The organism is Flavobacterium fragile (assembly GCF_023634865.1).
Lineage (GTDB): Bacteria > Bacteroidota > Bacteroidia > Flavobacteriales > Flavobacteriaceae > Flavobacterium > Flavobacterium fragile.
In genome coordinates this window covers 1-12,590 of the sequence record NZ_JAMLJN010000003.1, presented here as the reverse complement: position 1 = coordinate 12,590, position 12,590 = coordinate 1, and the positions used below count along the sequence as shown (strand labels likewise).

The following is a 12,590-nucleotide window of genomic DNA, read 5'->3' as shown; positions in this document are numbered from 1 at the left end:
TATTTAAGCTTCGAAAAGACGTACAAGCAATTGTTTGTTTCTATTGTTATCAAAAATTTCAGAAATATGTTTTCTTGCATTGTGTTTTATTTCCATCAAACGATTGTTTTTTAAAATTAACAAGAACAAATCAAACAATTCATTATCCTCATTGAATAAAAACCCATTGTCGGAATTGATAATATCTGGAATTCCTCCAACATTTCTTGCAATACAAATGCACCCTGAAGCCATCGATTCAACTAATGCATTTGGAATTCCTTCCCTATGGGACGGATGTATATAAAAATCACTTAAAGATAATAATTTTGAAATTTCAGCATGACCAATATTTCCTGTAAAATTAATTGCATCAGCAACTTTTCTTTTTACAGCATACTCTTTTACTTTATCAAAAAATTCACCATTTCCTATCAGATTCAACTGAATATTTACACCTATCTTTTTCAACTCAAAAATTAAATCAATAAGCAAATCCTGCCTTTTATTATCATCGAATCTACCGATATGGGTGATGATAAAACTATTTTGATTTGAGGAAAATGCTTTAATGTCTTTATTTAAAAAAGGAGATAAATCCTTAATATTGTAAATGGTTTCCGTTTTATTTTTTAAAATCTCTTTTATATAATTCCCATTTGCAACAATACTATCTGATAGTCCAACAGCAATGTCAAATTGCTTTGAAAATTGGTCCCTTAGAATGGTAATATCCATTCCTCTAATTACAGAAACTACATTTGAATCCTTATAATTCAAAAAAGAAAAAACATAAGTTGTGGGCAATATCCACTGGCATAATTTATTCTTGTAATTATATTTATTTAATCCTCTGAGATAATAATTTAATTTTAATTGAAACTTCAATGAATTTAATCTACCATTAAACAACTTATTGATTAGATAATTATCAAAATAAAAAAAATTAACAACCAAAATATTATTTCTTATATAAGTTGGTTTATTGTTGTTTAAAAATTTATAAAAAACTCTTTTTAGCGGGCTAGGTAATGAGAGCATTTTAAAAACAACAATCTTTTCATAAACATCTTTTAGTTCTTCTATTTGTTGTTCAATAAAAACCCCTTCAAAAGGTTTGGCTTTTGAAGGATAATAAGGAGACAGAACTAATAATTTCTTATTTAAGACCATATTTGTTTTTTAATAAAGTAATTAAATTATACACCAGGATTTTATGGTTTAATAACTGTAACGGTGTTTTTAAAACAGCATCAAATGCAAATTTGATTGCTTTAAAATAGTTTTTGTTTTTTGCTTCAATAAAAGCCTGCTTCCTATAAACCAATGATTTATCATTTAAATAAGGCTTCATTAATTCATTTTCATATTGATTTATTATGGGCTTAATGTCTTCTTTTATCCAATTCGCCTTACCATTCCTTACATCTGCAATCAGCTTCCTAACCATATCAAAAACTATTAATTGCTTGACATTTTTGATATTTCTTGAAATGGAATCATCTGTGGCTGTCACAATATAAAGAGGTTCTGGTATATTGCAACTCAAATATTTTTCAGCAATCATAGCACTCCAGTAATAATCTTCACCACCTATTCTATGAAAGTACTCCGGATACCCCCCTACATCCTGTAAGACCTTTTTTGTAATCATTATAGATGCTCCACAAAATTGATGATTTTTTTCCAAGGATCGATATATTTCCTTATGTGTAACTGGTAAGGTTTTAGTCCTTAAATACATATCATTTTCATTGACATACGTTGCATAAGTTCCGCAAATTCCCAAGTCTGTTATTTCATAAAATTTACTTACTTGTTTTTCCAATCTTGAAATATCACTAACATCATCGGCATCTTGAAAAGTAATAAATTCCCCATCGCAAATTTCAAAAAGTTTATTCCATGTAAATAAAGCCCCCATATTCTTTTCATTATGAAAAGTCCTAATTCTTGGATCATTAAAAGAATCAATTATTTTTTTCGACTCATCATTTGACCCATCATCCGCAATCAACAATTCAAAATTTTGATGCGTTTGATTCAATATTGACTCTATGGCTTTTGCAACAAATTTTTCATTGTTAAAAACTGGCATTATAACAGATACTTTACCTTTCATAAATTATATCTTACTTTTTTAAGCAATTTAGTTATATGATTTGTCCCTGGCAATTTTAATATTACTCCAACAACTACAAATATTATCAAATACGTAAAACTGACAGACATTAAATGTAAAAAATTATTCCCTTCAATAAAGGTGAATAAATAAGTAAGAGAATAAATCAGAATAACTAAAAAAAAAGCATAAAAAAATAATGGCTTAAAAAAAACAAACCAATAAACTTCAATTTCTTTTTGAACAAAATAAAAATTAACTAATAAAGTGATTATTCCTACTAACAAATTTAAATAAAGAAAGGCATTCACATTCTTGGAATAAATAAAAAAAATAAGTGGTAAAAGAAATAATATTTTCTTAATTACCTCCAGTTTTAAGAATTTTTTAGAATTCCCCTTACTACTCAGAATAGTTACAAACAAACCATTTATGGGCAAAATAAATCCACCAATTACCATTATTTTAAAAATCTCAATAGTGGGTCTCCATTTTTCTGTCAACAAAATAATTATAAAATCTTCTGAAATAAGAAAAAGTAGTCCGGAAAGAAAGAAACTTAAAATTAAAATTATATCATAAACCTCATTTACTTTTTCTAAGAACATCTTCTTATTATTCTGCATTTTACTAAGCAATGGGAACATAATATTCATAATGCTTTCTGTAGAATAACTATTGATCATTCCATTCAATGATTTTGCTCTTTGATAAAATCCCAAAGTAACAAAAGAAAGTACTTTCCCTATTACCAGAATATCGAACTGCTGATACAGATTATTTAAAAATTTAGCTATAAATATTCTAAATCCGAAACCCCATAATGTTTTTAAAGCCTTAAATGAAAACTGGGGTTTGGGTGTATATGTTGAAATTTTCCATACACAAATATCATAAATAACCAACTCGAATAACATTTGAACAACTAAAGCCCAAACTCCATAACCATTGAAAGCCAATACAACACCTACAATTCCGCTCAAAACTGACGAAAATAGTCTAAATTTAGCAAAATACTTAAATTTCAAATCCTTCTTGATTAATGCATTTTGAATCGTATTGAAAGCATCTAAAATAAAAGAAACAGACATAACACGGGCCAACAAAACCAACTTTGGTTCCCCGTAATAACTTCCTATCAGGGGAGCACAAAAAAACATTATGAGTGTCAGTAAAGACGCAATGAACAAATTAAAATAAAACACAGAGTGCAAATGAATGGGCAGGACTCTTGTTCTCTGAATTATGGAACCACTTAATCCCATATCCGAAAAAACATTTGACAAACTTGTAAAAACTACAATAGAAGCCAATAAACCAAAGTCATTCGGAGAAAGTATCCGAGCTAAAATTATAGTTATAACAAGAGAAACTCCCTGCTTTATGAATTTCCCTCCAAAATCCCATAAGTAAGCACTTAGAGCTTTATCTTCAATCTTAAAACGCATAATAAATATTATATGAATCTTTCATAATTATCTTCAATTCGAACAATAACATCCTCATTAAAATATGTCATATGCCCCCAGGTCTAATGTCACTTTGCATATTCTATAATAACTGTTTTTGCATTTTTTACTGACACTTCTACAACTTCCCATCAACGTTATTACCCAAAATCCCCTTCACGTCATACAATAAACTAGTATCTTTTTGCAAAGAAGCTAAATCTAACTGTAAAAATTCTTTATGAGCAACCCCTAAAACTACGGCGTCAAACTTCTGGGTCGGCAATTCATCAGTTGTAACTAATCCATATTCATGTTTTACTTCTTCAGGGTTGGCCCAAGGGTCATAAATAGTAATGTTAATCCCATAATCAGCCAAGGCGGCAACAACATCTACAATTTTTGTATTACGAACATCAGGACAATTTTCTTTAAAAGTAATTCCAAGCATTAATAAATTCGCCCCATTAACAGTAATTCCTTTTTTTATCATCAACTTCACTACCTGCGAAGCAACATACTCCCCCATACTATCATTCAATCGTCTTCCTGCTAAAATAATCTCAGGATGATACCCCACTTCTTGCGCTTTTTGTGCCAAATAATAAGGATCAACCCCTATACAATGACCCCCCACCAAGCCCGGTTTGAAAGGTAAAAAATTCCATTTCGTGCCCGCAGCTTCCAAAACAGCATGGGTATCAATATTCAAAATATTAAAAATCTTAGCCAATTCATTCACAAACGCAATGTTAATATCACGTTGCGAATTTTCAATTACCTTAGCCGCTTCCGCTACTTTAATGGTAGGAGCCAAATGAGTTCCTGCCGTAATAACGCTTTTATAAAGTGCATCTACTTGTTGCCCTATTTCAGGTGTCGAACCCGAAGTTACTTTTAAAATCTTCTCAACCGTATGCTCTTTATCTCCTGGATTAATGCGCTCTGGCGAATATCCCGCAAAAAAGTCTTCGTTAAATTTTAATCCCGAAATTTTTTCCAAAACCGGAATACATTCTTCTTCTGTAGCTCCTGGATACACTGTTGATTCATAAACAACAATATCGCCTTTTTTTAGTACTCTACCTACGGTTTCACTAGCTTTATACAAAGGTGTCAAATCAGGACGATTGTTTTTATCTACGGGAGTAGGAACCGTCACGATGTAGATAGTAGCTTCTTGAATGTCGCTTAAATCGGAGGAGCAGTATAATCCGGTGGCTGAGGTTCTCGAAGCCACCGGATTATCCTTTACCAAAACCGCTTGTAAAATATCGTCTTCAACTTCTAAGGTACTATCGGTTCCCGAACGCAATTCTGCTATTCTTTTTTGGTTAATATCAAAGCCTACAACAGGAAACTTAGTTGCAAACAAGCGAGCTAAAGGTAAACCTACGTATCCTAAACCTATTACTGCTATTTTAGGTGATGCATTCATATATTATTGATTAAATTTTTTGATGGTTTTTGTTTATAATAATTCTTTGTGCTCCCAATACCAACGAACCGCTTCTTGTAATCCCTCTCGAATGGCATGGGTAGGTTGGTAGCCCAAAAGTTGCTTTGCTTTTTCAACAGAAGCTAAGGAATGAGGAATATCCCCCACACGATTAGGACCATACTTTATTTCAAGACTAGCGATTTGAGGATCATAAGTCGATAAAAATTCTTTTATATAAGTGACCAATTCATTCAAGTTGGTACGATCACCTACTGCGGTATTATAAACCGTATTGACAGCCCTTGGATCCTGAGTCAACAGGGCCAACTCATTCATTTGAATCACGTTATCGATATAAGTAAAATCACGAGAATTTTCTCCAGTACCATTAATAGTAGGCGATTCATGTTGAATTAACAATTTAGTAAACAAAGGAATTACAGCAGCGTAAGCACCACGGGTATTTTGTCTTCTACCAAACACATTAAAATAACGTAAACCAATAAGTTCCATGCCATAAGTCTTAGCAAACACATCCGCATACAACTCGTTCACATATTTGGTTACCGCGTAGGGCGACAAAGGTTTACCGATAACATCCTCCACTTTAGGTAAACTTTCCGAATCCCCATAAGTGGAAGAAGATGCCGCATAAACAAAACGTTTTACACCAGCGTCACGAGCCGCTACTAATAAATTCAAAAATCCCGATACATTCACTTCATTTGAAGTAATAGGATCATTCACGGAACGCGGTACCGAACCCAAAGCCGCTTGATGCAAAACATAATCTACACCGATAACTGCTTTACGACACGTTTCTAAATCACGAATATCCCCTTCTATTAATTCATAATGCGCTTGATCCAAAAAAGAGATAATATTATGATGATAACCCGTAGAGAAATTATCCAAACAACGAACAAAATATCCTTTATTTAAAAAATATTCCGTTAAGTTTGATCCAATAAATCCAGCACCGCCAGTGATTAATATAGTCTTCATAAGGTATGGGGAAACGTTTTTAATTTATAATTATAATGTATTAATTCTTAGCAGTATTTTAAACCTAAAAAGAGTTACTGATACTACCTTATACTTTTCACTTTTCACTTTATATCTCGTCCCTCACCCTGCTATTTCACTTTTCGCAACTCAATATCCGCCACCACTTTTCGCAAACCACTACTAGAAAAACGATGATCTCTTGTATTAAAATACAATTCTATCCCCTTCTCCTCACAATAAGCACGTCCCGTAAAGTTAGTATCTCGGTATTCTTCTCCCAAAATACGAACATCAATTTTAAACGAACGCAAAATATCCTCCAAATCCTGCTCCGTAGCATACGGCACAATCTCATCTACAAACTTGCACCCTTTAAGTTGGATGTATCTTTCTACAACAGTCTGAGTAGGCTTGTTTTTTTCTGGTCGGTCTAGGGTTGGGTCGGTTTGCAATCCACAAATCAAATAATCACACTGCCTTTTGGCTTCCTCTAACATTTTAATGTGTCCTGCATGCAATAAATCAAATGCACTAAAAGTAATTCCTATTTTCATCGGTATGCTTTTTAAATTTTATAGTAGTTTTTTTTTACAGTAAGTTATATCTAAATAGATCAAAAAGGAAACCTTAACCCATCATCTTTTTAATTTTTATTTTTTCCTTCTCAAATCTCCCCATCTCCTCATCGCCTCATCTCCCCATCACCACTTACTTCCCGTTTCGTACATCGTACTTTTTACTTTAAACGGAGGCTGAGGCTCTCGAAGCCGTAGTGATTTACTTCCCACATCGTACTTCCCACTTTTCCCTAATCCCTATTCACTTCCCACAGCTTCGCCCCGTGAGTCCCATTTTCCAATGTCCACCTGCGAAAAAAAGAGAGAAAATCCCTTATTTATTTTCAAAAATCAAAAGTCCGGCACCTGTGAAAGCCTCCGTCACATAGAACCGAACCTCCTTATCAATCTCACCCTGTATCTTGGGAGCCAATTGCGTAATATAATCCAAATTCAAATCCGTACCCTCCAGCACCACCTCCACGACACCCGAATCTATTCCCTGAGCATAATCCCCAACAATAAAAATACGATGTACATCCCCCATGCGACTTAAAATCTGCGCTACAATCACATCAATCCCCACATACTTGCGAATCAATTGTTGTAAAGTAGCAAAAAGAGAGTGCTGCTCATTCGCTCGATACATAATCTTCCCATCCTGCTCTTCTCGTAAAATATACCCCGCCTCACTCAAATTATTCAATTCCTTGCGAATGGCATTCGTATTCTCATTCATCTCCTGAGCCAACCCACGCAAATACCCCGCATTAGTAACGCTTAAAAAAAACTTTACCAACAACCGGATACGCGTCTTAGATGTAATTAACGACTGTAACATTTATAAATCTTTGAGTAACAAAAGTACTCATTTATTTCAAACCACCAACTTTTGAAGACGCAAAGGAATAACAAAACGGCCTAAACAGAGCCATTAAACAGCAATTCACTTAAAAAAGTCCACCCAAAAGGGGACATCTATTAATAAAAACAGCACCAATATCCCTTCTAATAATTCCCCACCCAATCATTTCCAATTCAAACAAAAAACCAAATCCCGTAACTCATACTTCAAACTTCGTACTTAATCTCACTTCTAAATTCTAATTTCTAAATTCTATATTCTAACTTCTAAATTCTAACTTCTAAATTCTAAATTCTAAATTCTAACTTCTAAATTCTAAATTCTATATTCTAACTTCTAAATTCTATATTCTAACTTCTAACTTCTAAATTCTAACTTCTAAATTCCAACCTCGTACTTACCCTTCACCATTTCACTTTTCCCATCCCCCCATCACCTTTCACCTTTCACCTTTCACCTTTCACCTTTCACCTTTCACCTTTCACCTTTCACCTTTCACCTTTCACCTTTCACCATTCACCATTCACTCAAATAACACCCCTAAAGTCCCCTCAAATAGACAATGCCTTCTATTAACTTTAAGTTCATATCCTCTCAATTAAAAAAAATCCTCATAATCCTTTAATCTGCGGTTAAAACCAACCACCCTAAACAACTTAGCATCTCAATGCTTTTACGAGCAAAATAAAACAAGTGCAACGCCCCGTAAAAAACCTCAACAAAAAAACCTATCCTTCTGTGTGGTAAAACCACTCCCAAATTAAAATTTCAAAGATTTCTCCAATTATCCAAATCTGTGTTCCAAAACTTGAGGCAAGATAAGTGTTCAGTCTCAGTTTTCAGTCTCAGAGAAAATCCGTCACCATCCATCTTCGCTTTAGCGAACCCTTAAACGCAAACAAAGAAAATCCGTTTCATCAGCGCTCCGCCAAACCGACCCGTTTCATCCGCGTTCCAACAACTTGAAGCAAAATAAGTTTTCAGTCTCAGTTCTCAGTCGCAGAGAAAATCCGCCACCATCACCATTCGCTTTAGCGAACCCTTCAACGCAAACAAAGAAAATCCGTTTCATCAGCGCTCCGCTAAGCGGACCCGTTACATCCGCGTTCCAACAACTACGGCTTCGAGAACCTCAGCCTCCGTTATCCAAGTTCCTAAAACAAGTTCAAGAACAAATCCAAGAATTTTAAAGATTTCCCAAATTATGAAAATCCGTGTTCCAAAAACAATCATTACAAATCATCATCTTAAAACTACGAACAAATAAAAAGTGACACTAGGAATTGTCCCCTCGAGGGGACTTTAGGGGTGTAATAAACGTTCACCTGAAAACATAACAAATAATAAGTTCTTATCTTTTCAATTAAAAAAATCCTCAAAATCCTTTAATCTGCGGTTAAAACCAACCACCCTAAACAACTTAGAATCTCAATGCTTTTACGAGCAAAATAAAACAAGTGCAACGCCCCGTAAAAAACCCCAACAAAAAAACCTATCCTTCTGTGTGGTAAAACCACTCCCCAATTAAAATTTCAAAGATTTATCCAATTATCCAAATCTGTGTTCCAAAAAATCCGCCACCATCACCATTCGCTTTAGCGAACCCTTCAACGCAAACAAAGAAAATCCGTTTCATCAGCGCTCCGCCAAACGGACCCGTTTCATCCGCGTTCCAACAACTACGGCTTCGAGAACCTCAGCCTCCGTTATCCAAGTTCCTAAAACAAGTTCAAGAACAAATCCAAGAATTTTAAAGATTTCCCAAATTATGAAAATCCGTGTTCCAAAAACAATCATTACAAATCATCATCTTAAAACTACGAACAAATAAAAAGTGACACTAGGAATTGTCCCCTCGAGGGGACTTTAGGGGTGTAATAAACGTTCACCTGAAAACATAACAAATAATAAGTTCCTATCTTTTCAATTATAAAAATCCTCATAATCCTTTAATCTGCGGTTAAAACCAACCACCCTAAACAACTTAGCATCTCAATGCTTTTACGAGCAAAATAAAACAAGTGCAACGCCCCGTAAAAAACCTCAACAAAAAAACCTATCCTTCTGTGTGGTAAAACCACTCCCAAATTAAAATTTCAAAAATTCCTCAAATTATTAAAATCCGTGTTCCAAAAAATCCATGTTCCGAAAATCCGTGTTCCGAAAACTTCAAAATCAAACTAACTTAAAACACTCGAAACACCCCTAAAGTCCCCTCAAGGGGACAATCCTGCTATAGACTTTTTAATTCGTACTTTGTACTTTGTACTTATCATCAATCACTTTTCACTATTCACTATTCACTTATCCCTAATCCCTAATCCTTTTTCACTATTCACCATTCACTATTCACTTAGTACTTCGTACTTCCCCTCACTTCTAAATTCTAACTTCTAACTTCTAACTTCTAAATTCTAACTTCCAATCAACACATTGCCACATTTTGCTCATTAAGACAAACAAAACGAGCTTAGATTTAAAACTTCAATACCTTCATAAGAAGCGCCTTGATAGGTATCTAGTGTAACTACTGTTTTACGGTAGTTATCCTGTATTTTTAATAAATTACCAAATTCTCTTTCCAATGTTTTTTCTTCGGTTAGAGCTAAAGCCACTTGTATATACCACTTTTCGGTATTTTTTTGAGCAATAAAATCAATTTCTTGTGAGCCTAGAACACCAACATGTACTTGATACCCTTTGAATAGAAGTTCATTATAGACTATATTTTCTATTATTTTTCCTCTATCTTCCAAACGATAGCCCCATAACGCATTTCGTATACCTAAATTTTCGAAATAATATTTGTCCCCAATCTCAAAAAGACGCTTTCCTATTAGATCGTATCGCGATACTTTGTATATTAAAAAGGCATTTACCAAATAATTTACATACAGTTGGACTTGATTAGGTGGCATATTCGTTTTTTGGGATTTCAAAAAATCACTTATTTTTTTATTGGAGAATAGACTTCCTGTAGTGCTACACATAAAATGAACCAATTTTTCTAAAAAAGAAACATTTCGAATAGCAAAGCGATTAATAATATCGCGGTAAACAATAGTACTGTAAATGTTTTTTAAATATTCAAAAACTACTTCATCCTCCAAGGATAGGTTTTTTAAATACGGTAAACCTCCATATTTCATGTAAAGCTCAAGTGTAGACGGTGTATCTTGTAGTGTATGGAAATCTAAAAATTCTGAATAAGATAAACTTTGCACATTTATTTCAATAAATCTTCCACTCAAATGTCCTGCAATATCCGAAGAAAGCATAGTAGCATTACTTCCTGTACAATAAATATCCAGATTTTCTTGTAACAGTAAAGAACGCAAAGCGATACTAAAGTCAGTTATATCTTGAATTTCGTCAATAAAAAGATAGGTCTTACTCGTTTTACTTGCATTTTCATTCACATACGTTACTAAATCAGCCGCTGTAGCAATGAATGAAAATGCCAAATCTTCTTTATTAATATACAATACGGAAGGTTCAGAATAAACGGTTTTTAAATAGTCCATCAATTGAAAAAGTAAATAACTTTTTCCAACTCTTCTTTGACCCGTAAATACTTTAATAATCGATTGATTAATAAAGGGTTTTACTTTATTCAAATAATGGCTTCTAGTAATAATATGACTTGGCATCGTATTCATTATTATTTTAGTTATAACTATAATTTATTCAAATATACATATATTTTATAATTATAACTACAACTTTTTTGTTCTATATTTTGATTCAAATCTTGCTTCGCACCCTTCGGATTCAACTCGAGTTAAGGTTCCTACTAGATCAAAAAGTTACGCTAAGTTTTCAGCAAGGTTCATAACACTAAATAATATTCAAATTGACTCATTGTTCCATCACCTCATACTTCTAACTTTGCACCTAATACCTAATCCATCTCCCCATCATCAATCACTTTTTACTTATCCCTTATCCCTTTTCACTATTCACTCAAATAACACCCCTAAAGTCCCCTCGAGGGGACAATACCTTCTATTAACTTTAAGTTCATATCCTCTCAATTAAAAAAATCCTCATAATCCTTTAATCTGCGGTTAAAACCAACCACCCTAAACAACTTAGCATCTCAGCGCCTTTGCGAGCAAAATAAAACAAGTGCAACGCCCCGTAAAAAACCCCCAACAAAAAAACCTATCCTTCTGTGTGGTAAAACCACTCCCCAATTAAAATTTCAAAGATTTCCCAAATTTTTAAAATCCGTGTTCCAAAAAATCCGTCCCCATCCATCTTCGCTTTAGCGAACCCTTAAACGCAAACAAAGAAAATCCGTTTCATCAGCGCTCCGCCAAACGGACCCGTTTCATCCGCGTTCCAACAACTTGAAGCAAAATAAGTTTTCAGTCTCAGTTCTCAGTCGCAGAGAAAATCCGCCCCCATCACCATTCGCTTTAGCGAACCCTTCAACGCAAACAAAGAAAATCCGTTTCATCAGCGCTCCGCCAAACGGACCCGTTTCATCCGCGTTCCAACAACTACGGCTTCGAGAACCTCAGCCTCCGTTATCCAAGTTCCTAAAACAAGTTCAAAAACAAATCCAAGAATTTTAAAGATTTCCCAAATTATGAAAATCCGTGTTCCAAAAACAATCATTACAAATCATCTTTAAACTAAGAACAAATAAAAAGTGACACTAGGAATTTTCCCCTCGAGGGGACTTTAGGGGTGTAATAAACGTTCACCTGAAAACATAACAAATACTTTTCAATTAAAAAATCCTCAAAATCCTTTAATCTGCGGTTAAAACCAACCACTCTAAACAACTTACTTTGCTAGCAAAATAAAACAAGTGCAACGCCCCGTAAAAAAACCCAACAAAAAAACCTATCCTTCTGTGTGATAAAACCACTCCCAATTAAAATTTCAAAGATTTCCCAAATTTTTAAAATCCGTGTTCCAAAAAAAACTGCAACTTCCTGCTGTCATATCGAGCTAGCCTGTGCTGAGCTTAGTCGAAGTATCGAGACCATCACATCGAGCGTATGCCTGTTCCGAATTATCGGAATCGAGAACTTGTCATCCTATGTTTGCAAAAGGAAGTTCTTTGAAAATTTTATAAATTTATTTCAACAGAAGAAAGAGAAAGATAAAAGCTAAATCTTGTCATTGGTCAATTAAGACTGTTCGGAATGCTAGTTCC

8 protein-coding genes are annotated in these 12,590 nt (G+C 34.0%); all 8 read right to left on the bottom strand.

Features of this window, described 5'->3' with window-relative positions; genetic code table 11:
- Positions 1–3 precede the first annotated feature (3 nt).
- The 8 genes from NAT47_RS04625 to NAT47_RS04590 all read right to left on the bottom strand — a co-directional run bounded on the left by NAT47_RS04625 (position 4) and on the right by NAT47_RS04590 (position 11,079).
- Positions 4–1,152, bottom strand: coding sequence for a glycosyltransferase family 4 protein (locus tag NAT47_RS04625; protein ID WP_250580757.1), 1,149 nt, complete (start codon positions 1,150–1,152; stop codon positions 4–6).
- Entirely contained in the window at positions 1,139–2,101 is a 963-nt protein-coding gene (locus NAT47_RS04620; protein ID WP_250580755.1) for a glycosyltransferase family 2 protein, read from the bottom strand. Before NAT47_RS04620 ends, NAT47_RS04625 begins: the two co-directional genes overlap by 14 nt.
- The gene (locus NAT47_RS04615) at positions 2,098–3,549 is read right to left on the bottom strand and encodes a lipopolysaccharide biosynthesis protein (protein WP_250580753.1); all 1,452 of its coding nucleotides are present in this window, start codon (positions 3,547–3,549) and stop codon (positions 2,098–2,100) included. Before NAT47_RS04615 ends, NAT47_RS04620 begins: the two co-directional genes overlap by 4 nt.
- Positions 3,550–3,688: 139 nt before the next feature.
- Positions 3,689–4,987 (bottom strand): nucleotide sugar dehydrogenase, encoded by a 1,299-nt coding sequence (locus NAT47_RS04610; RefSeq protein WP_250580751.1) that lies wholly within the window; start codon positions 4,985–4,987, stop codon positions 3,689–3,691.
- Between the two features lie 33 nt (positions 4,988–5,020).
- Positions 5,021–5,995: an SDR family oxidoreductase gene (locus tag NAT47_RS04605; protein ID WP_250580748.1), complete on the bottom strand. Its 975-nt coding sequence runs from the start codon at positions 5,993–5,995 to the stop codon at positions 5,021–5,023.
- Between the two features lie 131 nt (positions 5,996–6,126).
- The gene (locus tag NAT47_RS04600; RefSeq protein WP_250580746.1) at positions 6,127–6,552 is read right to left on the bottom strand and encodes an adenylyltransferase/cytidyltransferase family protein; all 426 of its coding nucleotides are present in this window, start codon (positions 6,550–6,552) and stop codon (positions 6,127–6,129) included.
- A 337-nt stretch (positions 6,553–6,889) separates the two neighbouring features.
- Positions 6,890–7,396, bottom strand: a complete 507-nt coding sequence (locus tag NAT47_RS04595) for a helix-turn-helix domain-containing protein (RefSeq protein WP_250580744.1) — start codon at positions 7,394–7,396, stop codon at positions 6,890–6,892.
- Positions 7,397–9,870: 2,474 nt separating this feature from the next.
- Positions 9,871–11,079, bottom strand: a complete 1,209-nt coding sequence (locus NAT47_RS04590) for an ATP-binding protein (protein WP_250580743.1) — start codon at positions 11,077–11,079, stop codon at positions 9,871–9,873.
- Positions 11,080–12,590: the final 1,511 nt, after the last annotated feature.

What these genes read in the sequence shown, in the direction of transcription:
- NAT47_RS04625 (WP_250580757.1), bottom strand. Translation starts at nt 1,152, where the DNA reads ATGGTCTTAAATAAGAAATTATTAGTTCTGTCTCCTTATTATCCTTCA.
- NAT47_RS04595 (WP_250580744.1), bottom strand. Translation starts at nt 7,396, where the DNA reads ATGTTACAGTCGTTAATTACATCTAAGACGCGTATCCGGTTGTTGGTA.
- NAT47_RS04605 (WP_250580748.1), bottom strand. Translation starts at nt 5,995, where the DNA reads ATGAAGACTATATTAATCACTGGCGGTGCTGGATTTATTGGATCAAAC.
- NAT47_RS04600 (WP_250580746.1), bottom strand. Translation starts at nt 6,552, where the DNA reads ATGAAAATAGGAATTACTTTTAGTGCATTTGATTTATTGCATGCAGGA.
- NAT47_RS04620 (WP_250580755.1), bottom strand. Translation starts at nt 2,101, where the DNA reads ATGAAAGGTAAAGTATCTGTTATAATGCCAGTTTTTAACAATGAAAAA.
- NAT47_RS04615 (WP_250580753.1), bottom strand. Translation starts at nt 3,549, where the DNA reads ATGCGTTTTAAGATTGAAGATAAAGCTCTAAGTGCTTACTTATGGGAT.
- NAT47_RS04610 (WP_250580751.1), bottom strand. Translation starts at nt 4,987, where the DNA reads ATGAATGCATCACCTAAAATAGCAGTAATAGGTTTAGGATACGTAGGT.
- NAT47_RS04590 (WP_250580743.1), bottom strand. Translation starts at nt 11,079, where the DNA reads ATGAATACGATGCCAAGTCATATTATTACTAGAAGCCATTATTTGAAT.